Source organism: Frankia sp. R43 (assembly GCF_001306465.1).
GTDB lineage: Bacteria > Actinomycetota > Actinomycetes > Frankiales > Frankiaceae > Parafrankia > Parafrankia irregularis.
In genome coordinates this window covers 654,349-679,224 of sequence record NZ_LFCW01000002.1, presented here as the reverse complement: position 1 = coordinate 679,224, position 24,876 = coordinate 654,349, and the positions used below count along the sequence as shown (strand labels likewise).

44 protein-coding genes are annotated in these 24,876 nt (G+C 72.1%); 22 read left to right on the top strand and 22 right to left on the bottom strand.

Annotation, left to right across the window (positions count from 1 at the left end; genetic code table 11):
- From ACG83_RS10640 to ACG83_RS10565, 17 genes are read left to right on the top strand one after another with little or no spacing between them, the layout of a single operon-like run.
- Entirely contained in the window at window positions 1-1,479 is a 1,479-nt protein-coding gene (locus ACG83_RS10640) for a ubiquitin-activating E1 FCCH domain-containing protein (protein WP_054565983.1), read from the top strand.
- Between the two features lie 9 nt (window positions 1,480-1,488).
- Window positions 1,489-3,306 carry a hypothetical protein gene (locus ACG83_RS10635; protein ID WP_054565982.1) on the top strand — a complete coding sequence of 606 codons (1,818 nt, stop codon included), beginning with the start codon at window positions 1,489-1,491 and terminating at the stop codon, window positions 3,304-3,306.
- An 11-nt stretch (window positions 3,307-3,317) separates the two neighbouring features.
- Window positions 3,318-3,644 carry a hypothetical protein gene (locus ACG83_RS10630; protein WP_152991326.1) on the top strand — a complete coding sequence of 109 codons (327 nt, stop codon included), beginning with the start codon at window positions 3,318-3,320 and terminating at the stop codon, window positions 3,642-3,644.
- 1 nt (window position 3,645) lies between these two features.
- Entirely contained in the window at window positions 3,646-4,098 is a 453-nt protein-coding gene (locus ACG83_RS10625) for a hypothetical protein (protein WP_054565980.1), read from the top strand.
- The gene (locus ACG83_RS10620; RefSeq protein WP_054565979.1) at window positions 4,095-4,436 is read left to right on the top strand and encodes a hypothetical protein; all 342 of its coding nucleotides are present in this window, start codon (window positions 4,095-4,097) and stop codon (window positions 4,434-4,436) included. Before ACG83_RS10625 ends, ACG83_RS10620 begins: the two co-directional genes overlap by 4 nt.
- Window positions 4,437-4,483: 47 nt before the next feature.
- Window positions 4,484-4,780 (top strand): hypothetical protein, encoded by a 297-nt coding sequence (locus ACG83_RS10615; protein ID WP_054565978.1) that lies wholly within the window; start codon window positions 4,484-4,486, stop codon window positions 4,778-4,780.
- Window positions 4,777-5,241, top strand: coding sequence for a hypothetical protein (locus tag ACG83_RS10610; RefSeq protein WP_054565977.1), 465 nt, complete (start codon window positions 4,777-4,779; stop codon window positions 5,239-5,241). Before ACG83_RS10615 ends, ACG83_RS10610 begins: the two co-directional genes overlap by 4 nt.
- Window positions 5,238-5,459: a hypothetical protein gene (locus tag ACG83_RS10605; RefSeq protein WP_054565976.1), complete on the top strand. Its 222-nt coding sequence runs from the start codon at window positions 5,238-5,240 to the stop codon at window positions 5,457-5,459. The genes ACG83_RS10610 and ACG83_RS10605 overlap by 4 nt, the downstream gene beginning before the upstream one ends.
- Complete coding sequence (locus ACG83_RS45305) at window positions 5,456-5,620, top strand: hypothetical protein (RefSeq protein WP_161934736.1); 165 nt, start codon at window positions 5,456-5,458, stop codon at window positions 5,618-5,620. Before ACG83_RS10605 ends, ACG83_RS45305 begins: the two co-directional genes overlap by 4 nt.
- Entirely contained in the window at window positions 5,620-6,183 is a 564-nt protein-coding gene (locus tag ACG83_RS10600) for a hypothetical protein (protein WP_054565975.1), read from the top strand. Before ACG83_RS45305 ends, ACG83_RS10600 begins: the two co-directional genes overlap by 1 nt.
- The gene (locus ACG83_RS44050) at window positions 6,180-6,671 is read left to right on the top strand and encodes a hypothetical protein (protein ID WP_054565974.1); all 492 of its coding nucleotides are present in this window, start codon (window positions 6,180-6,182) and stop codon (window positions 6,669-6,671) included. The genes ACG83_RS10600 and ACG83_RS44050 overlap by 4 nt, the downstream gene beginning before the upstream one ends.
- A gap of 29 nt (window positions 6,672-6,700) precedes the next feature.
- Window positions 6,701-7,003: a hypothetical protein gene (locus ACG83_RS44045; RefSeq protein ID WP_054565973.1), complete on the top strand. Its 303-nt coding sequence runs from the start codon at window positions 6,701-6,703 to the stop codon at window positions 7,001-7,003.
- Window positions 7,004-7,006: 3 nt separating this feature from the next.
- Window positions 7,007-10,261, top strand: a complete 3,255-nt coding sequence (locus tag ACG83_RS10585) for a phage tail tape measure protein (protein ID WP_054565972.1) — start codon at window positions 7,007-7,009, stop codon at window positions 10,259-10,261.
- Window positions 10,261-11,112 (top strand): phage tail domain-containing protein, encoded by an 852-nt coding sequence (locus tag ACG83_RS10580; protein ID WP_054565971.1) that lies wholly within the window; start codon window positions 10,261-10,263, stop codon window positions 11,110-11,112. The genes ACG83_RS10585 and ACG83_RS10580 overlap by 1 nt, the downstream gene beginning before the upstream one ends.
- Window positions 11,113-11,122: 10 nt before the next feature.
- On the top strand, window positions 11,123-12,157 hold the full coding sequence (locus ACG83_RS10575; RefSeq protein WP_054565970.1) for a hypothetical protein: 1,035 nt from the start codon (window positions 11,123-11,125) through the stop codon (window positions 12,155-12,157).
- The gene (locus ACG83_RS10570) at window positions 12,157-13,305 is read left to right on the top strand and encodes a hypothetical protein (RefSeq protein ID WP_054565969.1); all 1,149 of its coding nucleotides are present in this window, start codon (window positions 12,157-12,159) and stop codon (window positions 13,303-13,305) included. The genes ACG83_RS10575 and ACG83_RS10570 overlap by 1 nt, the downstream gene beginning before the upstream one ends.
- Entirely contained in the window at window positions 13,302-13,883 is a 582-nt protein-coding gene (locus ACG83_RS10565; protein WP_054565968.1) for a hypothetical protein, read from the top strand. Before ACG83_RS10570 ends, ACG83_RS10565 begins: the two co-directional genes overlap by 4 nt.
- Here the strand turns inward: ACG83_RS10565 and ACG83_RS10560 are convergent.
- Genes ACG83_RS10560 through ACG83_RS10545 form a run of 5 tightly spaced genes read right to left on the bottom strand, consistent with a single transcriptional unit; the run spans window position 13,880 to window position 15,164 of the window.
- Window positions 13,880-14,116: a hypothetical protein gene (locus tag ACG83_RS10560; RefSeq protein WP_054565967.1), complete on the bottom strand. Its 237-nt coding sequence runs from the start codon at window positions 14,114-14,116 to the stop codon at window positions 13,880-13,882. The genes ACG83_RS10565 and ACG83_RS10560 overlap by 4 nt on opposite strands.
- Before the next feature lie 12 nt (window positions 14,117-14,128).
- Window positions 14,129-14,299 carry a hypothetical protein gene (locus tag ACG83_RS45300; RefSeq protein ID WP_161934735.1) on the bottom strand — a complete coding sequence of 57 codons (171 nt, stop codon included), beginning with the start codon at window positions 14,297-14,299 and terminating at the stop codon, window positions 14,129-14,131.
- On the bottom strand, window positions 14,293-14,610 hold the full coding sequence (locus ACG83_RS10555; RefSeq protein ID WP_054565966.1) for a hypothetical protein: 318 nt from the start codon (window positions 14,608-14,610) through the stop codon (window positions 14,293-14,295). Before ACG83_RS10555 ends, ACG83_RS45300 begins: the two co-directional genes overlap by 7 nt.
- 4 nt (window positions 14,611-14,614) lie before the next feature.
- Entirely contained in the window at window positions 14,615-14,860 is a 246-nt protein-coding gene (locus ACG83_RS10550; protein WP_054565965.1) for a hypothetical protein, read from the bottom strand.
- Entirely contained in the window at window positions 14,853-15,164 is a 312-nt protein-coding gene (locus ACG83_RS10545) for a hypothetical protein (protein ID WP_054565964.1), read from the bottom strand. Before ACG83_RS10545 ends, ACG83_RS10550 begins: the two co-directional genes overlap by 8 nt.
- Before the next feature lie 113 nt (window positions 15,165-15,277).
- Here ACG83_RS10545 and ACG83_RS10540 point away from each other — a divergent pair, with 113 nt between their 5' ends.
- The 5 genes from ACG83_RS10540 to ACG83_RS10525 all read left to right on the top strand — a co-directional run bounded on the left by ACG83_RS10540 (window position 15,278) and on the right by ACG83_RS10525 (window position 17,543).
- Window positions 15,278-15,646 carry a DUF6011 domain-containing protein gene (locus tag ACG83_RS10540; protein WP_054565963.1) on the top strand — a complete coding sequence of 123 codons (369 nt, stop codon included), beginning with the start codon at window positions 15,278-15,280 and terminating at the stop codon, window positions 15,644-15,646.
- 27 nt (window positions 15,647-15,673) lie between these two features.
- Window positions 15,674-16,396 (top strand): hypothetical protein, encoded by a 723-nt coding sequence (locus ACG83_RS10535; protein WP_054565962.1) that lies wholly within the window; start codon window positions 15,674-15,676, stop codon window positions 16,394-16,396.
- A gap of 108 nt (window positions 16,397-16,504) precedes the next feature.
- Window positions 16,505-16,801 carry a hypothetical protein gene (locus ACG83_RS10530; RefSeq protein ID WP_054565961.1) on the top strand — a complete coding sequence of 99 codons (297 nt, stop codon included), beginning with the start codon at window positions 16,505-16,507 and terminating at the stop codon, window positions 16,799-16,801.
- A gap of 48 nt (window positions 16,802-16,849) precedes the next feature.
- On the top strand, window positions 16,850-17,017 hold the full coding sequence (locus ACG83_RS45295) for a hypothetical protein (protein ID WP_161934734.1): 168 nt from the start codon (window positions 16,850-16,852) through the stop codon (window positions 17,015-17,017).
- 94 nt (window positions 17,018-17,111) lie between these two features.
- Entirely contained in the window at window positions 17,112-17,543 is a 432-nt protein-coding gene (locus tag ACG83_RS10525; protein ID WP_054565960.1) for a hypothetical protein, read from the top strand.
- Here ACG83_RS10525 and ACG83_RS10520 read toward each other — a convergent pair.
- The 17 genes from ACG83_RS10520 to ACG83_RS10440 all read right to left on the bottom strand — a co-directional run bounded on the left by ACG83_RS10520 (window position 17,502) and on the right by ACG83_RS10440 (window position 24,876).
- Entirely contained in the window at window positions 17,502-17,789 is a 288-nt protein-coding gene (locus tag ACG83_RS10520; RefSeq protein ID WP_054565959.1) for a hypothetical protein, read from the bottom strand. The two genes, ACG83_RS10525 and ACG83_RS10520, sit on opposite strands and share 42 nt — an antisense overlap.
- Complete coding sequence (locus ACG83_RS10515) at window positions 17,774-18,307, bottom strand: bifunctional 2-polyprenyl-6-hydroxyphenol methylase/3-demethylubiquinol 3-O-methyltransferase UbiG (RefSeq protein ID WP_054565958.1); 534 nt, start codon at window positions 18,305-18,307, stop codon at window positions 17,774-17,776. Before ACG83_RS10515 ends, ACG83_RS10520 begins: the two co-directional genes overlap by 16 nt.
- Window positions 18,291-19,268, bottom strand: coding sequence for a glycosyltransferase family 4 protein (locus ACG83_RS10510; protein WP_152991324.1), 978 nt, complete (start codon window positions 19,266-19,268; stop codon window positions 18,291-18,293). Before ACG83_RS10510 ends, ACG83_RS10515 begins: the two co-directional genes overlap by 17 nt.
- Window positions 19,269-19,334: 66 nt before the next feature.
- Window positions 19,335-19,832, bottom strand: a complete 498-nt coding sequence (locus ACG83_RS10505) for a hypothetical protein (protein ID WP_152991323.1) — start codon at window positions 19,830-19,832, stop codon at window positions 19,335-19,337.
- Window positions 19,832-20,371 (bottom strand): hypothetical protein, encoded by a 540-nt coding sequence (locus tag ACG83_RS10500; RefSeq protein WP_054565955.1) that lies wholly within the window; start codon window positions 20,369-20,371, stop codon window positions 19,832-19,834. The genes ACG83_RS10505 and ACG83_RS10500 overlap by 1 nt, the downstream gene beginning before the upstream one ends.
- Window positions 20,372-20,436: 65 nt before the next feature.
- Window positions 20,437-20,754: a hypothetical protein gene (locus tag ACG83_RS10495; RefSeq protein ID WP_054565954.1), complete on the bottom strand. Its 318-nt coding sequence runs from the start codon at window positions 20,752-20,754 to the stop codon at window positions 20,437-20,439.
- Entirely contained in the window at window positions 20,751-20,876 is a 126-nt protein-coding gene (locus tag ACG83_RS47585) for a hypothetical protein (RefSeq protein ID WP_255354719.1), read from the bottom strand. Before ACG83_RS47585 ends, ACG83_RS10495 begins: the two co-directional genes overlap by 4 nt.
- A gap of 96 nt (window positions 20,877-20,972) precedes the next feature.
- Window positions 20,973-21,290 (bottom strand): hypothetical protein, encoded by a 318-nt coding sequence (locus ACG83_RS10490; RefSeq protein ID WP_054565953.1) that lies wholly within the window; start codon window positions 21,288-21,290, stop codon window positions 20,973-20,975.
- Window positions 21,291-21,872: 582 nt separating this feature from the next.
- Window positions 21,873-22,139 (bottom strand): hypothetical protein, encoded by a 267-nt coding sequence (locus tag ACG83_RS10480; protein ID WP_054565951.1) that lies wholly within the window; start codon window positions 22,137-22,139, stop codon window positions 21,873-21,875.
- Window positions 22,136-22,423, bottom strand: coding sequence for a hypothetical protein (locus ACG83_RS10475; RefSeq protein WP_152991322.1), 288 nt, complete (start codon window positions 22,421-22,423; stop codon window positions 22,136-22,138). The genes ACG83_RS10480 and ACG83_RS10475 overlap by 4 nt, the downstream gene beginning before the upstream one ends.
- Window positions 22,420-22,677 carry a hypothetical protein gene (locus ACG83_RS10470; protein ID WP_054565949.1) on the bottom strand — a complete coding sequence of 86 codons (258 nt, stop codon included), beginning with the start codon at window positions 22,675-22,677 and terminating at the stop codon, window positions 22,420-22,422. Before ACG83_RS10470 ends, ACG83_RS10475 begins: the two co-directional genes overlap by 4 nt.
- A gap of 160 nt (window positions 22,678-22,837) precedes the next feature.
- A complete protein-coding gene (locus ACG83_RS10465) occupies window positions 22,838-23,155 on the bottom strand; it encodes a hypothetical protein (protein ID WP_054565948.1) in 318 nt (105 codons plus the stop codon).
- Window positions 23,156-23,243: 88 nt separating this feature from the next.
- A complete protein-coding gene (locus ACG83_RS10460) occupies window positions 23,244-23,579 on the bottom strand; it encodes a hypothetical protein (RefSeq protein ID WP_054565947.1) in 336 nt (111 codons plus the stop codon).
- 36 nt (window positions 23,580-23,615) lie between these two features.
- The gene (locus ACG83_RS10455; RefSeq protein WP_054565946.1) at window positions 23,616-24,179 is read right to left on the bottom strand and encodes a hypothetical protein; all 564 of its coding nucleotides are present in this window, start codon (window positions 24,177-24,179) and stop codon (window positions 23,616-23,618) included.
- Between the two features lie 53 nt (window positions 24,180-24,232).
- Window positions 24,233-24,469 (bottom strand): hypothetical protein, encoded by a 237-nt coding sequence (locus ACG83_RS10450; protein ID WP_054565945.1) that lies wholly within the window; start codon window positions 24,467-24,469, stop codon window positions 24,233-24,235.
- Between the two features lies 1 nt (window position 24,470).
- A complete protein-coding gene (locus ACG83_RS10445; protein ID WP_054565944.1) occupies window positions 24,471-24,671 on the bottom strand; it encodes a hypothetical protein in 201 nt (66 codons plus the stop codon).
- Window position 24,672: 1 nt separating this feature from the next.
- Window positions 24,673-24,876, bottom strand: coding sequence for a hypothetical protein (locus ACG83_RS10440; RefSeq protein ID WP_054565943.1), 204 nt, complete (start codon window positions 24,874-24,876; stop codon window positions 24,673-24,675).

Genomic DNA, 24,876 nt, shown 5'->3' with positions numbered 1-24,876 from the left:
ATGCCGCTGACCCGCGCGGTAACCGCGTTCGCCGGCCGGGTGGCCTCCGCGATCACCGCCCGCGTATGGGACACGCGCCTGCCCGGGGACATCGCAGCCCGCGCCGGGGTGCTCGCGGACGGAACGATCATCTCCGGCGAGGCGCCTCTGGCAATCTCCGGAGTCGCCGGAACCTCCACCGTCACGATCACCACGTCCGCCAGCCACGGCTACGGCGCGGGTGACGTGGTGACCATCTCGGGCGCCACCGGCATCTCCGGTGTCAACGGCGTCCGCACCATCGCCGCGATCACTAGCAACACCGCCTTCACCCTCTCGGCCGCCACAGGGTCGGGCACCTACGTCTCCGGCGGCACGGTCCAGCGGGTCCTGGGAGGCACGGGGAGCTCGAACGAGGGCGTCTGGAATTTTCTACTCCCGGACGGCTCCAGGGATGGCGTGGTCATCCGAGGCCGAGAAGGCTCCAGTCGCCAGCTGCTACTCGTGCGCGACTTCCGGGGCGCGGTCATCTTCGGCGTCGCGCCATTCGGCGGCGCGGGTCTGTACTCCGCTGACCCGAACGACCTTCTGTTCACGGCCGTCGGAGTGTTCGACCGCCGGTTCGCGGCGAACTCCTACGGCGGCGTGCGGATGGCCCAGGGCGACCCGGGCGGCGGGATCGACGTGCTGGCCCTGGGGGACGCCGACACCCCGCCGAGCTCGAACCCGGATGGCTCCCATACGGCCGAGAACGCATTCGCGACCCGTGCGGGCGTGGTGCTGTGGTCACGGGCCGGGCGGCTCATGCTGCGTACCTCCTCGGGGCACCAGGAGGAGCTCGGGGCGCCATCGAGGCGGATCACCTGGGGCATCCATGCCTCCGGCGGCGCGTCCACCTTCCAGACAATCGGCTGCCCGGCGCCGACGCTGACCGCCGCGACCGCGGGCGGCGCCGACACCATCGAAAGCAACTTCGCCCTGTTCACCACGGCTGCGACCGCGGGAAGCGTCGGCGGGGTCACGAGCCCGAACTACACCCACCTGCGCACCAGCTCGCTGCCCTACTTCTACGGCAAGATCCAGACAGACAACACCTCCGTAGCCAGCACTCGCTATGTCGTCGGCCTGGTCACCGCGGACCGCTCCAGCGGCGCGGGCCCGGCCGCGAGCGGCGCGTCGACCGCCACGGGGATCTACTTCCGTTACGACTCTGCGATCGACGGCACGTCCTACTGGCGCACGGTTACCTGCGACGGCACCAACGCCACCGTCACGGTCACCATCGCAGCGATCGCCGCGGTGACCACCTACGAGCTGCGCGCGGAGCTGAACTGGGCCGCCAGCGTCGTGCGCTTCTGGGTCGGGGACGTCCTTGTCGCGACCCACAGCGTCACCATCCCGAGCGCGTTCACCCAGCTCGGCTACCAGGCGAGTGTGACCACGCTGGCCGCCTCGGCCAAGCAGATCCGGGTATCGCGCATCCTGGTCAACCAGCGGTAGGGGCCGGCTGTGCCCTTCCCGCTGATGCCGCGCTGGCAGTTCCAGCAGGTGGCCGTGAGCCTGGTGGACACAGGTGCCGGCTCGGATGTCCTGGCCGTGGTCGTGGCCGCCGGCATGTCTCAGCCGGCCAGCGCTGGCGAGGTCCTGACCGCGGACATCACGGCCAGCGCGGCCGACGCCGCGACGGCGGGAGGGGCCCTGACCGCGGCGGTGGACTGCTCGAGCGTCGACGCCGGGACCGGCACCCAGGCAGCGGGCGTTGCCGCCGGCGCCGGGCTGGTCGAGGCCGCTGCGGGCGGGGAGGCGCTGTCGGCTCAGCCTTCCCCCGCGGCCGTGGCCGATGCCGGCATGGCCGTCGACGCGCTCACCGCACTGGCCGGGTCCGGTACCACGGAGAACGCGGCAGGTGCCGATGCGCTGACCGCATCGGGTACGGCGGCGCTGGGCGAGTCCGGCGCGGGCACCGAGACGTTCGTGCCCCCGGCGGCGCTCGGCGCGCTGACTGATGCGGCGGTGGCCACGGACGGTCAGGACGTGGCGGGAATCGTCGTGGCGCTGACCGAGACTGCCGCCGGCGCCGAGGTACTGACGGCGGCCGGCCAGGCCGTCAGTACCTCCGACTCCGGCGGCACGGTGGACGTGCTGCGCGTGGGCACGCCGATCGGAATCGCGGACGCCGGGGCAGTTGGTGAGGAACTGTCGGCCTCCGGGCAGGTGACCCCCGTCGATGCCGCCCTGGCCGCCGAGACCCTCGGCGCCGCGGGGACCGCGCCAGCCGCGGAGGCCGGGCAGTCAGTCGAGGCGGTGGCGGTCGCCGGCCAGGGCGGCATCGTGGACGCGACCGCCGCCACGGACGCGCTTACTCGGCAGGTGGGCTCGGACCTGCCCGACGCCGGTGCTGGCGGTGAGGCGCTCGCCGCCTCCGCGCAGGTGTCGCTGGCCGAGCAGGCAGGCGTGGTCGAGGTCCTCAGCGCCTGGCAGCAGCTGGCCCTGGCTGATCATGGGTCCGGCGCGGAAGAGGCCCTGGGGGCGGCAGAGGTCGCAGGGTTCACCCAGGCGGGCATTGCCGAGGACACGGTCGCCGTCACCGGGGCACCCGGCCTCGCCGACGCCGCGACGGCCGCGGACACGCTGGTGACAGGCCAGCCCCGCGCACTGTCCGACGGGGGCGCGGGCACGCAGGTGCTCACCGTCGCGGTGGGCACTCCGCTACCCGAGGCGGGCAGCGGGGCGGACAGCGCCACTGCCTCGGTCGGGGCGAGCCTCGGCGACGGGGCCGTGGGGGCGGACGGGCTGGTGGTCTCGGAGGAGGGGCAGCCCTCGCTGCTCGATTCTGGGGTCGGGACGGACCTGCTCGCGGTGGTGACGTCCGGGGCCCTGGTCGACGCTGGCGTCGGGGCGGACGGGCTGACATACGGGGTGGCCGTGAGGCTGGAGGACCTGGCCGGTGGTGATGCCGGACTGGCCGCAGGTGCGAGCGCCGGGCTCGACGACGCCGGGGTCGCCGGGCAGGAGCTCGGCGCGGCCGTGGATGCGGCGCTCGCCGAGGCGGGCCTAGTCGAGTTCGGCGAGGCCGCCGGCGCCACAGCGGCGCTCGATGACGCGGCCGAGGGCGCCGCGGTGCTGGCGGACCTGGACGTCCGTCTGGACCTGACCGGCCCGGCCAGCGCCGCGGACACGCTGTCCGGCGCGGGCGCGGTGGCGCTGGCGGAGGAGGCCGGAGCCGTTGCCGTGCTGGTGGCCGCCGAGGGTGAGATCACCGGCGACGTCGAGCTGTGGACGGGCTGGCTCTGGACGCACTGCCAGGTGGGTGCGCCGTGGACCTGAGCGGAGGGGGCATGCAGCCGCTGGAGTTGGCCGCGGACAGTCTCGAATACGTGCTGGTGCCGTGGGTGATGACGGCGGACGGGGTGGACGTGGACCCGGTGGCGCGCGGGATCGCCGCGGAGCTGGCGTTCGTCCGACCCGGGTCCGTGCCAGCGCCCGAGGCGTGGGTGACAGCGCAGTGGGAGCGCGCCCTGGGCCTGTGGCACGCGCGGGTACTGGTCGGGCCAGAGGGGGCGGTGCCCCTGCCCCGCGGCACCTATGACGTGTGGGTGCGGGCCAGCGGAGGCATGCAGGAGCGGCCGGTGCGCCGCTCGAGCGGACGGGTGCGGGTGATCTGAGATGCCGTGGGCCGAGGCGAGCTACACCGAGCAGATCACCGGGGTGACCGTGACGGACGGCCAACTCACGCAGGCGCAGGCGGTGATCGACCTCTACTCCGGCACCACCGAGGAGGCGGCGGCGGATCTCGCCGTGCGGCCCCGGGACGTGCGGCACCTGCGGATGGCGGTGGCCTACCAGGCCGCGTGGATGGCCTCGCAGGTGGACGTGTTCAGTCGCACGGACGTGACCAGCCTGGACCAGGACGGGCTGCGGGCCGCCCCGGCCAGCGCGGATGCCTGGCTACTGGCCCCGCTGGCGGACCGGGCGCTGCGCCGGCTGTCGTGGCGGCGGATGCGGTCGGCGCGGGTGGCTGGTGAGGGCCAGGGCGAGGTGCCACCGGACGTGCGGGACGCGCTGGCCCGGCGGACCGAGGTTCGCGACCACGACGACGAGACCTGGACTCCGCTGTGAGCGCGTTCGTGGCCACGCACCGGGTGGACGTGCTGCGCGGAGAGTTGCCGGACGCCTACGGGGACGCCGCGGACGCGGACGTGCTGGCGTATCGGGGGCTGCCGGCGGTGATCACGGAGACCTCCCGCACCACCTGGGACCGAGCCACCGGCAAGCCGCGCACGGTGCGCCGGGCCCGGGGGAGGTTTAGGCCGGGAGTCTCACTCTCTAGCGGCGATCGGATACGTGATGTAGCGTCTGGAACACGATATGTAGTCGTTGACGTCGTCACATCCACTGACCTGGTGCATGCGGCTGACGTGGTGTGCGACCTGCGCCGGGTGACTCCCACCGGGTAGACCGGCCTCCCCCGCCGCGGGCCGCCTCCGTCGAGGAGGTGGGGACGATGGCAGACGTGGTGAGGGTGGAGATGTTCCCCACCTGGCTGCGCGACCTCACCCCGAACGTCGAGCGCTTCCACCGCCAGACCCTGGGCCCGGCGATCCTGGCCGACGCGCGGCGCGCGGTGCCCGTGGACACCGGGGACCTGTACCGCGACCTGGGCGCCGAGGCCCACGGCCTGGAGCTGCGGGTGGGCCCGCGCGGGGCCACGGACTACGGCGAGCTGGTGGAGCGCGGCACGTCCCGGACGCGCGCGCAGCCCTACCTGCGCCCAGCGCTGATGCGGCGGCGCACCCCGTGACCGCGCCGGCCGTCGTCGCCACCACCGACCTGGTGGCCGTGGCCTGGCTGCGCACCGTGCCGGAGGTGCCGGCACAGCAGGTGGCCACCACCCTGCCGACGGACACCGCCGCCTGGGCTTCCACCGGGTTCGTGCAGGTGGCCGTGGTGGGCGGCTCCCCCAACCCGCACCTTCCCGTGCGTGCGCCGGTGGTTGCGGTGAGCTGCTGGGCGTGCGCGCCGCGCACCAGCGGCAAGCCGCCGTGGGGCAAGGCCAACTCGCTGGCCGAGGCGGTGCGGGCCGGCACCTGGGGCGCGGCCGGGCGCGTGGTGGAACTGCCCGTCGGCGGGCTGCGGGCCCGGGTACTGGAGGCCTACGTACTCACCGAGCCGCGCCGGGTGCCCGACGACGAGGCCGGTTACGCCCGGTACGACCTGGACCTCGCGTTGCCTTGGACGGATGCGTCGGGGGTGCGGCCGTGACCGCGCTGTGGGCGTTGGTGGGCGCTCGCTCCGGCGAGGTCCTGAGCTACCAGGGCCGGGCGATCGTGCACGGAGACCGGGCCGAGCTGGAGTTCCTGTTCCCGGCCAGCCGAGTGGTGCCCTGCCCGACGGACCTCGTCGCTACCTCGATGCCGCTGTCGGTGCACCCGGGCATGGCGGCCGTTCGCTTTCCCCTGCGCAAGGAGGACTACCGGTGACCCACACCGTGCGCACGACTATCCGCCCGGACGAGGAGATCGAGGTGGATGACACCGAGTACAGCCTGCTGCGGCACGAGGGGCTGCTCGTGGAGGACGGACGCGAGGAGCAGGCACCGAAGATGGCCCGGCGTGGGTCGGACAGCGGGAGGGCGGAGTAGTGCCGGTCGATGTTTCCAACCTGATCCAGGGTCCGGGGACCCTCTATCGAGGCGCGTTCGGTACCGCCGAGCCGTCCGACACCCAGGTCAATGCCACCCCCGCGCCGTCGGGCTGGACGGACGTCGGCGGCACTCAGGACGGCGTCACGATGACGATCTCCCAGACCTACTCGGAGCTGGAGGTGGACCAGGTCGTCGACATCCCGGGCCGCCGGCTGACCAAGCGCGAGGCCACGATCAAGACCAACCTCGCCGAGGCCACTCTGGAGAACCTCGCCACCTCGCTGAACAACGCCACGGCCACCAGTACGGGCGCCGGCTTCGCGGCCTGGTCGCCGCCGAACGACACCAGCGCCACTCAGCCGAGCTACACGGCACTGATCTTCGACGGGATCGCACCGAAGGGGTACCGGCGTCGGGTGTTCGTACGCCGCACGCTGTCCGTGGAGGACGTCGGCATGGCGTACAAGAAAGGTGACCAGACCCTGCTGCCGGTCACCTTCGCGGCCCACTACGTGTCGGCCTCGGTGCCGCCCTTCCGCATCGTGGACGCGACCGCATGACCGCGCCCGCCGAGCTCGGCGCGAACCCTTACGCCCTGCACGTGCCCGCGGCGCCGCACAGCCCGTACCCGCCGCAGGGCCCGGTGGCGCCGTGGCCGCAGCCCGCGCCGGCCACGGCGTCCGCTCCCCCGGCACCGCTGGTCGGCCCGAGCAACGCCACGACGGCCGCGGTCAACGGGGTGGTGGTCGACTTTGACGCCGAGCCCCCGCCCACCACGCCGCCAGGGGTGGTGGAGCTGTTTCGGCTACACGGCAAGGTCTACACCATCCCGGATGCGCCCAAGGTCAACGTCGCCCTGCTGTACCTGTGGGAGGCCCGCCACCACGGCGAGGGGGTGGCCGACCAGATGCTGCTGGAGCGGATGGTCGGCGAGGACGGCTACCGCGCGCTGATGGAGCACGACCCGCTCAAGCAGGAGCAGCTCGACCGGATCCTGAGCACCGCGCAGAAGGTCGTCCTCGGGAGCCTGGAGCAGGGAAAAGGCTGACCCGGCCCCGCATCGAGCAGGTGATCTGGGTGCTGGACCACCTGGCCGACATCGAGTCCGATCTCTCCGCCATCCACCGCATCGAGGACATGTACGCGCTGTCCGGGCCGCGGTTCTTCCGCCTGGCCTGGCGGCTCGCGGCCTACCGAGGAGTGATGAGGATGCGCGCCGAGGAGCTCGCGCTGGAGCACCAGCGGCACTCCTCTTCCCCGTGCGACCCGCGGGTGGCGGGCCGGTCGGACTCGAGTGCCGGGGCGCCGGAGCGGGTCGGCGACGAGGAGCTGCGCCACTCCTCCCGGTTCGCCGGGCTGATCGAGTGGGGCCGGGGGTAGCGCGTGTCCACTGCCGCCGGCTTCGAGATCGCTCGTGGGCACGTCACGGTCCTGCCCGAGACGGGCGGCTTCGCCCGGGAGCTGTCGTCCCGGCTCGGGCGCATGGAGCCGGTGCGCATCCCGGTGCAGGTGGACCCGGGCGAGGTGCGGCGCCAGGTCCGCGACGCCGGCCGCCAGGGTGAGGCCGAGGGCGAGGGCGGTGGACGGCGGATCGGCCAGCGGCTCACCGCCGGGCTGAAGGTCGGCCTGGTCGGCATGGGCACGGTGATCGCCGGCGTGGTGGGCGCCACCCTCAAGAGCGCCTTCGACTCGGCCACCACCGGCCAGGCCCAGCTTCAGGCCGCCTTCGGCGCCACCGCCAAGGAGGCTCAGGCCGCCGGGTCCGTGGCCCAGCAGGTCTTCAGGAACAACTTCGGTGAGTCCCTGGCCGACGTCCAGAACACGGTCGGCCAGATCGCCCAGTCCATGGGCGGGTTCGGTGCCGTCTCGAAGGCCGAACTGGGCAAGGCCACCCAGGGCGCGCTGACCATCCGCGACGTCTTCGGCGTCGAGGTGCCCGAGACCCTGCGGGCGGCCTCGACCATGGTCAAGTCCGGCCTGGTACCGGACATGACATCCGCCTTCGACGTGATCACCACGGGCTTCCAGTCCGGGCTGAACCTCGGCGACGACTGGATCGACACGCTCAACGAGTACAGCGGGCAGTTCGTCAAGCTCGGGCTGACGGGCCCGCAGTCGCTCTCACTGATCGACGCGGCGATGGCCGCCGGGGCCCACAACAGCGACATCGCCGCGGACGCGCTCAAGGAGTTCTCCATCCGGGCCATCGACGGGTCGGAGACCTCCGCCGAGGGGTTCCGGCTGGCCGGGCTGGACGCGGACACGATGGCGCGGCGCATCGCGGCCGGGGGCGCCTCCGCGCGGGACGCCTTCTCCGAGACGGCGAAGGCCCTGGGCGGGATCAAGGATCCGGTGGCCTACAACACCGCGCTGGTGGACCTCTTCGGGACCCAGGCCGAGGACCTCGGGCCGAAGGTGATGGCCGCGATGTCCACTAGCGCTACTGGGGTGGCCAACCTGGCCGGCTCGACGGCGCGGGCCGGGGAGGCTCTTTACTCCACTCCGCAGCAGCGGCTGTCCGGCTTCATCCGGACGATCAAGGCCGACCTGATCGACTACCTCGGCGGCACGGCGGTGCCTGCGCTGATCCGCTTCGGCAACGGGATCTCGCCGGTGTTCGCGGGCGCCTCACACGCGATGGCGCCGATCAAGGTGACGATCGCCGCGGTGGTCGCGGTGGTGAGCGGGGCGCTCGGCATCTACGAGCGCAACCGAACCTTGATCAACACGCTCGTGGTGGCGGTGCTGGCCGGGACCGCGGCCTGGTACGCCTACCGCGGGGCGGTCACCGCGGTGACGACCGCGCAGTGGATCTGGCAGACCCGCACCCTGCTGATGGGCGCGGCCACCCGGGCGGTGACCGGCGGGCTGGCGCTGATGCGCGGCGGGATCATGGGCGTGAACGCGGCGATGCGTGCCAACGTCATCGGCATCGTCATCACGACGATCATCGCTCTGGCCGCCGCGTTCGCGTACGCCTATACCCACAGCGAGTCCTTCCGCCGGATCGTCGACGGCGCCTTGCGCTGGGTGGGTAATACCGCGCAGGCCGTGGGCCGCTGGTTCGTCGGCTTCGGGTCGGACACCATGGGCGTGTTCCGCGCCGTCGGCTCGGCGGCGGCTGCGTTCGGCGGCTTCTTCGTCGGGATCTGGCGGGGCAGCTTCGACTTCGTCTCGTCGATCGTGCGGGGCGGCCTGGCCATCTGGCGTGGCGCAATCGACATCGGGCTCGGCGCGATCTTGACGAACGTCAAGGTCTGGTGGACGTGGTTCACCCTGCCCTTCCGGGTCGGATTCGAGGTGATCCGCGGCCTGTTCTCGTTCTGGTCAGCGATCTTCCGCGGCGACTGGTCCGGCGCCCTCGACGCGATCAGGGCGACCACGACACGAATCTTCGGTCTGGTCTCCGGCGCGGTGGGCACGGCGCTCGGCGGCATCAAGACGATCTTCTCGACCACCGTGGGGGGCATCCGCACGATCTGGGACGGGCTGCGCGAGGTCGCCGCCGCACCGGTGCGCTTCGTCGTGAACACGGTCTACAACTCGGGCATCCGCAAGGCATGGAACAACATCGTCGGGCGCATCCCCGGGGTGCCGGACATGCCGGAGCTGAAGGTGCCGGGCCTAGCGCGCGGCGGGCCGATCCTGGAGGGGACTCCGGGCAAGGACAGCGTGCTGCGGCGCCTGATGTTCAATGAGCACGTCTGGACCGCCCAGGAGGTGGCGAACGCCGGCGGCCACAAGGCGATGTTCGCGCTGCGGCGCCTGTTCGGCGGCGGCGGGCAGGCGCGCGGGGCAGCCATGGGCATCGGCGGGGCCATCACCGGCGGGCTGGGCGCAGCCTGGGACGCCACCGGCGGCCGGGTGGTGGACAAGGTCGAGGACCTGGCCCGGGAGGGCATCGCCCGCGGGTTCGAGCTTGCGCTGTCCCCGCTGCGCGCGGCGATCAACGCCACGCTGGGCACCGGCACCGACCTGAAGGGCGCGCTGGGCCGGCTCGTCCAGTCGCCCTTCGACAAGCTGCTGGAGTGGGTCCGCGGCAAGGAGGGCGAGTCCGTCGGACCCGGGCCGGGCGGCGGCGCGGAGCAGTGGCGCGGAGTCGCGCTCCAGGCGCTCTCGCTGGCCGGGCAGCCTGCAAGCTGGATCACGTTGCTGCTGCAGCGCATGAACCAGGAGTCCGGCGGCAACACCCAGGCGGTCAACCGCTGGGACATCAACTGGCAGCAGGGGCACCCCAGCGTTGGCCCGATGCAGCTCATCCGCTCGACCTTCGAGGCGTATGCCGGCCAGTTCCGCGACAAGGGGCCGTTCCTGTACGGCGTGAGCACGGACCCGCTAGCCAACATCTACGCCTCGATCCGCTACACGCTCGCCCGCTACGGCTCGCTGTCGGCGTGGGCCCGGCCAGGCGGCTACGCGCGGGGTGGCCTGCCCCCGCACGGGGTGCCGTTCTGGGTCGGCGAGGACGGGCCGGAGCTGATGCTGCTCGGCCGCGGGGCGCCCCGCGCCCGGGTGACCCCCAACCACGAAGCCGGCGGCGGGAAGACGATCACGAATCACTTCCACCTGGACCGCTCGATGTCGACGCCGGAGATGCTGGCGGAGATGCAGCGCAAGCTGGCCCTGGCGGTGGCCTGATGTCGGCGCAGGCAGGGTGCGGCTACTGGACCGGGGCGCTGGGCGCGCTGGAGTTCGGGCTCGTGGACGAGGCCGGGGTGGCCTGGACCTGGCAGGGGCTCAACGCCTGGGACGGGCCGGCGACCGCGGGCACGGTGGCGCAGCGCTCCGGGGACCACGGCGGGTGGGCCGGGCCGCAGTACTACGCCCCGCGCACGCTGACGCTGCGGGTGAGCGCTGACGCCCCCTCGCAGTCCGCGCGGGACGCCGCGCGGGCCCGGATGCGCGGGGCGGTCCCGGTCAACGCGCTGACCACGCTGCGGTACGACGAGCCGGTGCCCAAGCAGTGCCAGGTGCGCCGCTCGGGCTCGCTGGCCGAGGTCTGCCCGACGCTGACCTCGGCCGACTTCGAGATCGGCCTGGTGGCGCCGGACCCGCGCTGGTACGGCGCCGAGCTGCACGAGACGTCCATCCCCGCGGTCAACACAGTCTCCGCGGCGGGCATCTCGCTGCCAATCACGCCGCCGTTCACCTTCGCCGAGGCCCCGCCTGGCGGTTCGGTGACGGTGGTCAACGCGGGCACGTTCGAGAGCCGGCCGGTGGTCACGCTGACCGGTGCCATCGCCTCGCCGGCCATCACCCATCTGGGCAGCGGGGCGCAGGTGAGCTTCCCCGGGCTGGAGCTGGTTGCCGGGGACGTGCTGGTGCTGGACCTGGACCTGCGCCAGGCCACCTACAACGGGGCATTCCGCGCGGCCAGCCCGCTGTCCGGGTGGTGGGTGCTGTCCCCGGGCGAGAACTCACTGCGCCTGGACGGAGCCAGTGATGGCACCGCCGTGATGACCGTGACCTGGCGCGACGCTTGGATCTGAGAGGAGAGCCGTGGCCACCTTCGTGACCACCATCAACCCCACCTGGCTGGACGGAGTCGCCTTCGACGCCAAGGAGCTGCGGCAGCTCGACGGCGCGGGCGCGATGCCGCTGGCGGGCGGTTCCGGGCCGATCGTGGTCCGCTCCGGGGTGACACCGGGGGCAGGTGACCCGCTGAAGGTCTCCGCGGCCGGCGGGCTGAACCTGACCGTCGCGGCGGGCTTCGCCTCGGTTCAGGGCACGCAGTCCGCGGATCAGGGAGTGTACCGGCTTGGGCTGTCCGCGGCGGCCGGCGTCAACACCAACGCCGCGCACGCTTCGCTGCCGCGTAACGACCTGGTGGTGGCCTACGTCTCCGACGTGGGTTCCGCGAGCTCGTACGGGCGTGTCGAGGTGGTCCAGGGGACGGCGGCCTCGTCGCCCGTGGACCCCAGTGTGCCGGCCAACGCGCTGCGGCTGGCCCGGGTGCGGGTCAATGCCGGGACCTCCTCCATCGTCGCCGGCAACATCACGGATCTACGGGTGTTCGCGGTGCCGGCCGGCGGGGTGGTGCCGGCGCTGTCCACGGACGCGCTGTCCGCGTTCGCGGGGCTGCTGCGGTACGACACCGACACCCGGGCGCTGCGGGCCTACACCGGGGCGGCCTGGGAGATGCTGGCCCGCGCGCCGGGGGTGACCAACTACATGTACGACTTCGCGGCCGATGTCACCCGGGCGCCCGGCGCCTCGGGCACGTACATCGACTACACCACCGTCAACCCGACCCGGCCGTGCCTGGTGGTGGTCAAGGCCCGGGTCTGGACGCGCTGGCTGGGCAGCACGGCCTTCGCGGCACTCCAGATTGAGAACCCGGTGGGCACTGTGCGACGGCTCGCGCAGAACGAGGGTGTGTCGACCTCCGGCGCGGCACCGATCGACGTGCTGGCCATCTGGGGGGCGCCGGCTGGCAACATCCCGGTGCGGATCACCGCAGGCAACGGGGCCAGCTCGGGCGGGAACGTGATCTTCAGTCGGTTCACGTCCGACGTGTGGACGATCGAGTTCTGATGCGGCAGCTGCGCTACTGGTCCACCCACCTGCTCACCGGGGACGTGCTGGCGGACTGGCTGCCGCTGGACGTGGACAGCTTCTCCCGGACGCTGGGCGAGGCTGGCGACCTGTCGGCCACGCTGGACCTGCGCCGGGTCCCGGCGGCCAACGGGCCGCTGCTGGCCGCGCTGGAGCCGCGGCGCACGCTGCTGTGGGTGAGCGAGGGCGCCGAGCCGGTGTGGGCCGGGCTCGTGTGGGACTGGCCGCACAGCTCCATCGGCTCCGGGCAGCTGCCCATCCAGGCCAAGACGATGCACTCCCTGTTCGCGCGCCGAGAGATCCGCGAGGACCTCGCGTACACGAACGTGGACCCGTTCGACATCGCCCGCGCGCTGGTCACCTACGCCACCACCGGCAAGGGGCCTTCCGGGCGAGTGGCCGCGCTGGAGCTGACCACCGAGGCCTCCACGGTCACCGCCTCCGTGCAGTACGCCGGGTCCGACAGCAAGAAGGTGCTGGCCGCGCTCCAGGAGCTGGCCGCCACCGCGGACCTCGAGTTCGACTTCGCGCCCACCTATCACCCCACCGCGGGCGGCTCGGTGCGCCTGGTGCTGGGGCAGCCGCGGGTGGGCCGCGGCGCGCAGGAGAGCGGGCTGACGCTGACCTACCCGGGCAACGTGACCGACTACGCCTACCCGCGCACCGGAGGCGAGTCGGCCAACGACGTACGGGCCACGGCCACCGCGTCGGCGGACTCCGGCAGCCAGGAGGCGTGGATATCGACATCCGGACACGGGGTGAGCACCGAGGACCTGGCTGCCGGCTACCCGCTGCTGGAGGAGACCGTCTCCCTTTCCGGCACCGTCACCGGCCAGGCCGAGGTGGACACCTACGCGGACACCACGGTGGCCTCCCGGTGCGGCTGCACGGCCATCCCGGAGGTCAAGCTGGCCGGGGACGCGATGCCCGCGCTGGCCGACCTGGACCTGGGCTCCACGTTGTGGCTGTCGGTCACCTCCGAGCTGCACCCCTCCCCCGGCGGTGGGCGGCCCGGACTGGTAGCGCTGGTGCGGCTGGTGGGCTGGACGGCCACTCCGCCCGGCGCGGACCGGGGGGCCGAGGTTTCCCTCAAGCTCGGCGACATCCACCTGGGGCTGGTGCCATGAGCCGCTACCTGCCGTCGCTGGAGGTCCGGTTCGCGGCCACGATCGCGGACCTGAAGCACCGGATGGCCGCGCTCGAGCTGCGGACGGCGCGGGTGCAGTCCGGGCGGACGCTGTACCCCCGGTACGGCACGGTGGACCCCGGCTACACCGGCGGTGACCCGCTGGTGCTGGTGGACGGGGACGCGGTGGCCACCGGCCCGTACCCATACCTGCGCCCGTACGCCCCGGTGGCGGGCGACCGGGTGGTGCTGGCGCCGGCCGGGGACTCCTACGTGGTCACCGGCGCGGTTACCGATCCCACCGCGACCGGGGTGCCGGCCCTGACCGGCCAGCGCGGCAGCGTAGTGGGCACGTTCCCGGGCGGCACGAACAGCCTCACCGTGACCGTCACGTTCCCGGCCGCGTTCCCCGTGGCGCCAAGCGCGGCATTCGTGTCCGGCCCGCTGCTGGACCTGGCCGCGCCGACGTTCTCGGTGGGCAACATGACCACTACGGACTTCGCGTTCGTCGTGCAACGCCGGGACGGGGCCAACGTGTCCGCGGGGGCGCGGACGTTCTACTGGCTCGCGGTGGCCTAGTCTGGCCAGCCCGGGTCCGGGTGGTCGGGGCAGTCAACGGCCGAGGCTTCCGGGTGGTCGGGGCAGACCCCCAGTACCTCGATGCGTCCGGGGTCGACACCGAGCTCGACCGCTGCCGCGCGCTGCGCCTCGTGGCCGTAGGTGTCATCGGAGGCGGCGGTTCCCACGAGGGCGCCGTCGAAGAACAGGCCCAGGCGTGGCGCACGATCCTGGCGTCCGATGATCTCGTTCATCACGATGCCTCCTCAGCGCCGGCCGGCGCTCACGATCCGGACGGTGAGGGCGAGCGCCAGCGCGGCGGTGGACGCGCACAGGCCGACGAACGTGCCGCCGTCGGTATCGATGACGCCCGTGACGATCAGGGTCAAGGCGGCCATGCAGGCTGCCAACAGCACGGCCGCCAAGGTGGTCAGCACGACGCGCCCTCGGAGTCCTCTCGCGGCACCGCACCTCGTACTCGCACCCGATCGACATTCAGCGCGTAGAGCGGGACATCGTCCTTCTGGCCGGAGTCCCACTTCACCCGACCGTGCCAAACTCCGCGTAGAACGAGGCGTTCCTCGATTTCCCCGCCCTCATGGTCCGGGCTCATCCTGTCGTCCGCCGGCCGGACGCGGTCCCCCTCCGCCAGGGAGCCGCTTTCCAGGTTGGGGGTGGCGCAGTTCTGCCATTCACTGACCTCCTGCGGCCAGCGAGGCATGTCGGTGAGATAGCTGTTGTCGATCATTTCCCTAGGCCCCTAGATCCAGTCCGGCCGCGCCCGCGGCGTAGCCGGCAAGGAACGCCACCTCGACGAGTGTCTCGGCCGCGATGAGCGGGCCGTGCGACTGGATGAGCCCGTGGTTGCCGCGCACCGCGTCCTCCATTGCGGCCTGGACCGCGGGCGGCGTGTCCGTCGTGCGGCTCGCTCGCGTGAAGAGATCTCGGATCTGGTTCGCGCGCTCCAGGTCCTCGGCGGTGAGCGAAGACCTACGCATCGCTCGCCGCTCCCCCTGTCGCCGCGGCTCGCGCGGCGCGCGGCTTCTTGGGGCGCTCCTGGCCAGTCTCGGCCCTGTAGAGCTGGTCCAACATCGTCCCGACGTTCTGGGCGGACATGTTCAGGTGGCGCCCCACCCGACGCTGGGCTCCGTGTTTGCCGTGCGCGTCCTCCTCGTACTTCACCAGCGAGCGGATCGCCCGGCAGTAGTCCAGGTGCGCGGCGTCGCGCACCTGCTTCTCGCGCTCACGCGCGGCGTTGACAGCCGCCACCAGTGCGGCCAGCTCGCTCTCGTCTCCTGCCATGCGCACGATCTTAACATGGCCATGTGACAGAACATCACATCTTTATTTGACGTTTTGTCACATGGCCATTTACAATTTAGAGGTCGCCGCAGGTCAGAGAGGCTGGAGGTCGCGTGATCACCCAGGAGACCATCCGCTGCAAGGGGTGCAACCGCCCGCTCCACACGGAGGCCTCGCGCGCCGCCGGCTATGGCCCGGCCTGCGCCTGCCGCGCCGCCCTCACGGCCGCCGGCTACTCCGCCAGCCAGGTGGAGAGGGCCATCGAGGTCATCGAGCTGGGCGGGGTCGTCCACCTGCCAGGCATGGGAGACAACAAGATCTTCGCCGTCGTCGGCAGCGCCGGCTCCATCTACCGAGCCTCCGCGACCCACTGCGACTGCACCGCCGGGCAGCACGGCCGCCGGTGCTACCACACTGCCGTCGCCTGGCTGATGTCCACCTCGGCTGGCGAGGCCGTCCGCGCTGTCACTGCCGCCGCCTGACCCTCGCTCCCGGAAGGGGACCGAACCGTGACCACGAATGCTCTCGCCACGCCGACCGAGATCGACACCGAACTGGTCGGCATCCAGCGGACGGCCGATCGCCTCCGGGCCGAGCTCGATCGGCTCAAGCGCCGCGAGCGGGCCATCGACGACCAGTACCGGCGTGACCCGTGGACCCGCTACTGGGTGGTCCCCGGCGGCCATGTCCACAGCAGCACCGCCTGCCACACCTGCTACCCCACCACCCAGAAGGTGTTCCTCCCCGCCCTGTCCGGTAAGGCCCGGCGCGAGGTTGTCGAACTGGCCGGAGAGCGGGCCTGCACGGTCTGCTTCCCGGAGGCCCCCGTGGAGGTCCGCCGACGGCCGACGCAGATCAAGACCGACGAGGAGCGCGCCGAGGAAGCCGCGCGCACTGCCCGAGAGGACGCCGCGAAGGCACGAAGGGCCAAGGCGGAGGCCAGCGCGATCACGACCCCGGCGGGCGAGCCGCTCCTTGAGGAGCCTCGAGGCTCCGTGATCCGCACGGTGCGGACTGCGGAGGCCTACTACGTCGACCAAGCCGCGTACCTGATGGCCTGCGAATACGGCTACCGCGGCACCGGCCTGGTCGACGAGGCGACTTGGTACGTGGACCAGTTCCTGGCGGCCATCTCGCACCGGAACGGCACGACGCCGGACATCGAACGCGCCCAGCGCGCCAAGAAGGTCGCCGCCCGGTGCCGCCGGGACTACGGCATCAGCCGGCCCTGAATCCGCCCGCTGGCCGCCCGCCTCCGGGCGGCCAGCGGGCGGCCTCGCCGATCTCGACACTCGCCCGCCTGCCAAGCCTGATGCCGCCGCCTGAGAACGGAGCACGCCATGACCACTCGAACCCTCTCCGCCGTCGCCACCGCCGCGAAGAAGATCCGCACCGCACTCCGCGCCCGTCAGGTCGCGGGCTCCGTCCTGTCCGGGGCTGTGATCAGCGTGACCAGCCAGCGCGCGTCGCAGTGCTCCACGCTGCTTGTTCGCGTCGACCGCATGTCGACCCCGGAGGACGAGCGGGCCATGGCCCGTGAGACGTGGGCCATCGTCGCCGAGCACTGGGCGGAGAACGGCCGCACGCGCTTCGCCAACGTAATCGTGAACGGCCGGTACCTCGGACCGCTCTGCTAACCCACGCCCGGATTGCCGCCGCCTGAACCGCACGCAAAGGAGATCGCCATGGAGCGCACCTACACCTGCTACCCCAACGGCCACCAGCCCGCGGACTTCCCGACCGAGGGGGAGGCCATCGCCTACGGGCGCGAGACCGGAGCGGAGGCCTTCGAGGTCCGCGACGAGAACGACGTCCAGACGTTCCTGGAGATCCCTGGACAGAAGTGGGTCTGACGCTGAAGCGGCTCGGCCGCGCGTCGTCCTAGCGCGCGGCCGACTCCTGATCACAGCCGTCCGGTAGGGGAACCCGTCCGCGAGGAGAGCAGACATGACCGCGCGCACCTTCACTCTGGCCGCCCGCTGGATCGGCGGCGCGCTGTCCAGCGCCGAGCTGCGCGGCGCGGACGGGCCGGGCTGGAGGGGTCTGCGCCTGGCCGCCGACAGCAAGGCGCTGGCGCGGGGCGCCCGAGAGGCGATCCACACCGCCGTGCGGGCCAGCGGGCACCCGGCCAGTGTGCTGGGCTCGCGCACCCCCACCCCTATCCCGCTGGAGGAGGAGGCCGGGGTGCGGCTCGCGCTGGTACTGGCCACCCAGGTCACCGGCGCCGCGCAGGCCGAGCGGATCGCCCAGGGCATCGCGGGGATGAGCACAGAGGAGACGTACTACTGGTACGCCCGGGTTGCCGGCTACGGCCAGCCCGCGGTGCAGGCGCTGCGCCTACTGGCCGCCGCTGCGCCGGTGGTCGCCGGCCGGCGGTAGCGGGCTGGAGCCGGCCCGCGCGGCACGTTCCTCGCCCCGGCCGTGCACCAGCGCGCTCCGCTCCAGGCCGACCGCCTCGATCATCTCGGCGAGCTCGTCACGGCTCGCACCGAGGCCGACAACAGCGCAGCCAATGTGCAGCGCGGCGCGGTAGGCGTCCCGGTCCGCGGTCGGCGAGAGGGTGAACCGCACGCTCGAGGGAATCGGGTCGATCTGGCGGCCGATCGGTCCTAGGCGGCGGGGCACGCGGACACCTCGGTCGGGCTGGCCAGGTACACGCCGATGTCGCCGTCGACGTCGCTGGCCACCACCCCGGGCAGGCGGGCCAGCACGCGGGCATGGCTCCAGGTCTCCCTGTGTTCCTCGTGCGGGTTGCCTTCGACCGCGCCCTGCGGGTACGGCACCACGGGCAGCGAGGCCAGTACCCCGAGCCGGGATGCCGCGCGGGCGCGGGCCCACAGCTCCACGGCCTCGGCGGCGATCATGTGCTCCAGGACGTCCCCGAGGATCACGACGTCCACCGCGGGCAGGGCCAGCGTGCGCGCGTCGCCGACGAGCACCTCGTCGTACAGGCTGGCCAGGCCGAACCGGGCCACGTAGGGCTCCCAGATCTCCACCGCGGTCAGGCGCGCGGCCGGGCAGGCCTGCCGGCAGATCCGCGCGTAGCCGCCGGCGCCGGCGCCGATGTCCAGCACGCTGGCCGGGGCCAGCTCGGCCAGCCAGGACGTGATCCAGGCCTTCCCGCATTCACTGGAGTAGGGCACGGTAGGCCTCCTCCCACGCACCGACGGTGGCCTCGATCGCGTGCTCGGCGGCCAGGGCGCGGGCCTTGGTGCCCATCTGCTCGCGCAGTTCGGCGTCGGCCGCGAGGGTCCGCAGGTGGGTGGACCACTCGTGGTCACGGCGCACCAGGAAGCCTGTCTCGCCGTGGCGCACGAACCGCTCGTACGGTCCGTACTCGCTTGCCACCACGGGGATGCCGAGGGCGCCCAGCTCGAGCGGGCGCAGTGCTGACTTCGAGCGGTTGAACGCATGCGGCGCCAGCGGAGCCAGGCCGATGTCGAAGTCCACCATCCGCAGGTAGGCCGCGACGTCGATGGCCCACGGGGTGTAGCGGACGCGGTCCGTCGGCAGGCCGAGCGCGGCGGTGTAGTCCGTGCCCATCAGGTGCATAGCCACGTCGGGGTGGCGAGCCAGGAAGCGGCGCAGGTGACCGGCGACCTCAGCGACATCCGCGTGGTGAGTGGCCGAGCCGGCCCAGCCGATCGTGAGCCGCTCTCGGTGCGGGCGAGTGCGCTCCAGTAGCCAGCCGGGGATGGCGTTGGGCAACACGGCCACACGCGGATTGATCTCACGCATCACCGCGGCCAGCGCCTCGGTGGTCACGGTGACGAGAGAGGCCGCGGCGGCGTTCTCGCGGATGCGCCGCTGGACCTCAGCGTCCGCGAAGACCTGGCGGGCTGGGTTGGTGGGGTGCAGGTCGAACAGGTCGTCGTCGATCTCGTAGACCAGCGCCCGCCCCTCGCTGGCCAGGCGCTGCCAGGTTGCCGACGGGCCCGGGAGGCACACCCGCTGGCCGACGATGATGTCCGCGTCCGCCCACTCCTCGGGCAGCACCGTGGATACCAGTGCCTCGTGGCCGCGGGAGCGGAGCGCGTCAATCGGCAGGCCGAGCCGGTAGTAGCCGCACGCACTGGCGTCTGCCGCCCACCCGAACACCCTCACGGACAGCGAGGCTAGCGAGAGATCTCGTCACACTCCGTCAGGCGCGCCCGAGATGCAGGTGTGGAGCTATTCCTCGGGATCGCCGATGGGGGCCTGCTCGCCCGGGGCGGCCGGGCCCCAGTAGAACCACTCCTGGCCCTCGGCCATCACGGTCATCGAGACGAACTCGCCGTTGATCTGCCCGGCCTCGACGCGGCGCTTGACCTCACGCGCCCAAGCGTTGCGGATGCGGGTAAGGGCCCTCTTGCGCTCCGGGCTGTTCTTCGTCCCGGAGGGGGCCGGCGGGGGAACATCCACCAGGGGGATGCGCCACCACTGGTCAGGCCCGGCCGTGACCCAGGCGTCCACAGGCTCGACGAACTGGCCGCGGTGTACGCGGGCCGTGGGTGTGACTCCGGGCCGCTCGGTGGGCTCCCCTGGGCCGGAGGCGATGGAGCCGGGTGTCATCGCCTCGCCCCCCTTGCGGCTGTAGTCACTGTGTAGGTCACGCTTCGACGCTATCGGTACCGGGCCCGAGGCGACGCGCAAGCCCCGGGCGCCGGTCGGCGGCACCTCCGCGGGCATCAGCGCTCGCCCTGCCCCGTGGGCGCGGACGGCGAGGCCGTGCGGCGCGCCAGGCGCACCGGCAGCCACAGTCCGATCGCCACCCAGGTGGTCAGCCGCAGCGAGAATCCGAGCCGGCGCAGCGGCCCACGCTTGTGGTCGAGGCTGTGAATGAAGCTGTGGCACCGCTCGCACACCGGGATCAGGTCGCGGTCCAACTCCTGGCCTCCACCGGCGCGCTCGTAGCTCTTGTGGTGCAGCGGCCACTTCGGCTCCCAGGATCGCGCGCACAGCCGGCACTCGGCCGGGTCGTGCTCGCGCAGGTACCGGCGCCGCCGATCCTTCCACTCGCTCCCGCGCACGTACTCGCGGTGCCGGCTGTAGCCGTGGCGCCACATGGTCACCCGGAACCGCTTGCGCTCGACCCAGCGGTCAACGTGCCCAGCGGGCACCGCCACCAGAGCCGCAGCCAGCAGGACGGACCCGACGGTCACGTCCAGGTGGGCCAGATCCTGGACGGTTCCGAGGAGCGCGCCCAGGACGGCAAAGGTCGTGTCCATCTAAAGGTCGTCGCCTTCGCGGGCGACGAGGTCCCACTCTCTGGGCAGCTCCTCGGGCGAGGTCATCAAGCCCAGCCCAGATCGGGGTCCATGTCAGGGGTCCACCCGTCGCTGGACTCCAGCTCCAGGGGCGTGGGGCCGGCTTCGAGCGCAAGGCGTTCCGGCCCGGCTTCCAGGGCGAGTTGATCGCGCCGGGTCCGCAGGGCGCCGAGCGCGGCGGCACCGGCCACCACCGGCAGCAGGCGGTTGTCGCCGTCGCGGGCGATGGAGCTGATCTGCTCGCGCACCTCACTGTCGTTCCCCTCCGGCAGAACCGGAGAGACAAACGGGGCGAGCGCGCCGAGCCCGACGCGAGTGGCGGTGTTCCTCCAGTCGGGGGTCACCGGAACCGCCCGCGCAGCAGCGGGACGGCCACGAAGGCCAGTCCGGCGGCGATCATTCCAGCGGCGGGTGAGACATCGGTGGCGAGCATGGCGACCACGGCCGCCGCGAATGTGTTGATCATGAAGTGTCCTTGATGGTGGGGTCCGCCCCGAGTGCGGGCGAGGGTGGGGGTGGACTGCGAGCGGGCGGCCGGGTGCGGGACCGGCCGCCCGTCTCGTCAGAGGAGGTATCGGTAGTAGACGGAGGCCGGAGCCCAGTCGTCGGCCTCGGAGTCCGGCTCGTGCGGGCCACCCTCCGCCGCGCGCTTCTGGGGGGTGACGGTCCAGCTCTGGTCGAACCCGGGCAGGGCCTCGTAGCCCTCGCCGGGCCCCGCGTTCCCCACGACCAGAGCGAGCGGCTCGCCGTCGGAGCCACCGCCCTGGAGGTCGTAAGCGACCAGACCGGGTGTCGGGTGCATGCCGAACACCGCGCCGTAGGCGTCCTCGGTGTCGGGGGCATCCGGCCCCAGATCGGCCCACCCTGGGCTGCGGTTCATGATCGGCCTCCCGCCAGGTCAATCGGCGGCCCTCCGCGTTGGTACAGCGGATAGATGGCTTGGCACCCCGCCTGCACGCCAGGAGTCTGCGCCCACTGCTCGGCGTGCGGAGCGCACAGATACGGCTCCCCGTAGAGGGAAAACCCCTCCACGGCAGAGGTGACATCGGCCGAGCGGCATCGAGTAGTCCGCCACCGGCCGTGATCCTCGAAAGCGCAGGCATCGCCTGCGTCTTCGCTCAGGTTGGGCCCCTCGCCCGACCGCCGCAGTCCGGCGATCGGATGGAACCTCATGGCGTCGGTCATCCATCCTCCGCGGACGTTTTGAGTTCGAACTCGTGGATCCTGTGAAAGCCATCCCGCGCTTCAGGGGTCTGAGCCCACGCATCGACGTGATCCCTGCACAGCAGTGGCTCGTCGCCTTGGGGTCCGGCGCCCGCCACGACGGCGACTGTGTCGGTCGAACGGCAGGACGTCGAGCGCCACCGACCGGAATGCTCGTACGCGCAGACACCGTCATCGACGCCGCCATGCAGACCCGGACCCTCACCAGGCGCGAACAGGCCGGAGAATGGATGGAAGGTCATGACGGCCCCACTGGTGGCACCAGGCCGAGGGCCCGGTTGACGGCGTCCTGGTCGACCTGCCACGACTCGTCGCCACCGGCCAGCAGGTGGCTGCTGTTGGCACAGTCGGCGTGGAACTCGACATGGCGGCGGCCCAGCACATCCGCGGCCCTGTCGGAGAGCCGTACCGGAAGCGTCAGGCGGTCGCCACGCAACGGCTCACCACAGTCGATGTGGTCGCAGCGCGGGTCGAGCACCTTCTGGATGCGGGCGAGCAGGTTCATGACCGCTCCGCCGGACCAGAGCCTGGGACCCTCCGGGAGTGCATCACCCAGTCCCCGGGCCTGGCCCTCAGCGCGTCCTCCAGGAGCTGCGCTCCCTCGCGATCGCGCTCGGGCAGGAGCACCCGGACCTCCAGCAGCGTGTCCGGGTCGCCTGGGGCCGCGGGCGGCAGCGGGTCGAGCACCCGGTCGCTGGCGACCGGCAGGTCCTGGTCGTCGAACGACGATCCGCCGTCGTCGACCCTGGCAACCATGCGCAGGCCCTGGAAGCAGGTCCGCAGGCTCATGGCGTCGCCCACTGCGACGCCGTCCAGTCGTCCTCCGGGCCGGAGGCCGACCGCGCGCGCACGGAGCCGTACACGCCGCTCGCGAACTCCAGGCTCTCGACGACATGCAGCGGGGTGTCCAGTACCCGCTCGAATTCCGGGCTGTCGGGTACGGAGATCACGAACTCGCGGCGGCGCAGCGGAGTGGTGATCGGGGTGCTGGCCTGGCTCCAGTCACTCGGCCGGGTGACGATGTCGCCGATCGGATCGGTCATGACTGCCGCCCCGAGTGAGACGACGTCCCCGACAGGTCCGCGGCCGAGTCATCCGGGTGGGCATGGATATCCAACTCAGGATGGTCCGCAAGAACCTCGCGACGGGTGCGAAACGTCCGCTCCACGTGGTCGTCGGGCTCCTCATGGCTGGTGCGAAACATCAGTCCTCCACGGCGTTGTTGGCGCCGGGGAACCAGCCCCGGCCGAAGATGTCCTCGGGCATCGGCTCCAGGTCGATCGGAACCGGCGGGCTCAGTCGCTGGGCCAGACCGCGCACGCCCGAGGTCAGGCCGGAGCTGATCGCGCGCACCGCGTCGCCCCGCTGCTCCGCGAGGGCACCCACCTCGGGCCCGCGGCCGTTCTCGTGGAGCAGGGCATGGGCGATCCGCTCCACGCCCGCCAGAGCGGCATCACCGGACGCCGGCAGCACCTCCGGCCAGGTCGACGCGAGAGTCATCCGGTCCAGCACGGTGGTCATGACGCGGCCACCAGCAGGCCCGCGATCAGCACCGGAACCACCAGAACCACCTCGGTCATCAGGCGTGAGACGGCCACCCGGATCCGGTTCACCGCGTGGCCGCCGGGGTGCGACGCGAGGTGCGCGACTTGGTGGTCCGCCTCGGCTTCGCCGCCGCCGCACGCAGGTCACGCACCGCGTCCGACTCCAGCGGGGAGACCGGGCCGATCCACTCGCCGCCGGCGAACTGGTCGGACTGGGTCCAGTGCGTGTCGTCCGGACCCTGGCTCAGCAGTGCCGACCGGGCGTCGGGCGTGCTCTCGATGTGTGCGCGGGCGCCGTCCTCGTTCGGACCGAAGGGCCGCACGCCACTGATTCCGTCGGTCAGGTTCAGCGCGCCCCAGAACGTGGTCGTGTCGTCGGTCTCGTACGTTTCGATGTCCATGTCGACCCTTCCTGTGGCCGTCGTGCGGCCGATTGACTAGTTGGCCGGGTACCAGGTCCGCGTCGCGACCGTTCCCGCGGCCGGGATCCAGGCGCGCTCGTAGGAGTCGTCCAACCCATCCGGGCTGGTGCCGGCGGGGACGCCCCACGCGACGGCGAGCCAGAGCGCGCTGTACGCGGCGTCCGACATCGACGCGGGGGCGGGCGCGATGTCGATCAGCTCGGCGTCGCCGCGCTCCAGGTTGTGGCGGTGGCCCCACCCGAGCACCATTCCGGTCCGGCCGTAGCGGGAGACCTCGGCGCCCGGCTCGGTGTCCGCCTGACCGTGCGGGGGGTTGGCGTCCCCGTCGAGGACCTGCGGGCCCTCGACCAGCGGGATCGGCTCCACGGTCACCCGGAAGTAGGCGCGCGGCCGGCCGGGACAGCCGTCCGGCTCGTGGACGGTCAGCAGGCCAGACTCGGGGTCGAAGCGCGTGCCGCCGGCCGTCTCGCCGGTGTCGGTCGAGACGAGGTCGGCATCGCCGAATGCCTCGTCCAGATGGTTGAGAACGTCGTCGATCGTCTGCGTGGCCACGGCGTCCTCGGTGGTCAGGGTGCTCATGCCAATTCCCTCCTTCGGTTCTTGGGTTGGTGCGGGCCGGAGTCGACGAGCGCCTACGACTCGTCCCCGAAGTCCGCGGGGACGGTCGCCGCGAGCAGCGCAGAGAACGCCTGCGACGCCGCCGAGAACGCGCTCGCGCGGCCCACGGCGCGCCGGAATCCGTCGTCGTCCAGATGCTCGGCGCCCGCCAGATCGGCGGCCTCCGCCGCGAACTCGGCGTTCTCCAGCGCGTGGCCGAGAAGGCCCTGCCGCGCCGAACGATCGTCACTCGCGAACTTGTCGGCGAACATGTCAGTCCTCCAGCTTCTCGACGGTCACCCGGAAGCGGCCCGCAGTCGGATGTTCCGGCGAGTCCAGGTCGACGGCCGTAACGTCGGCGCCCGCGAAGTCCCTCATGAGCTGGACCTCGTGGCCGTCGTCGTAGACGAGCGCGTTGTCGTCGACCAGCCCGGCCAGCAGGCGCTCGCGGATGGTCGTAGCGGAGATGGCCACCTCAGTCCTCGACCTTCTCGACGTGCACGCGGAACCTGCCGAGGATCCGCGTTGGGTACACGTCCGGCTCGTTGACGTGGATCGTGTCGTCGGGACGGAGGTCAAAGATGCCGAGAACCTCGTCGGTCTCCTGGTCCCGCAACTGCTCGTCGGACACGCTGCTCATCAGGTGCTCGTAGATGTCGTCGGCGGTGATCTCGCGCAT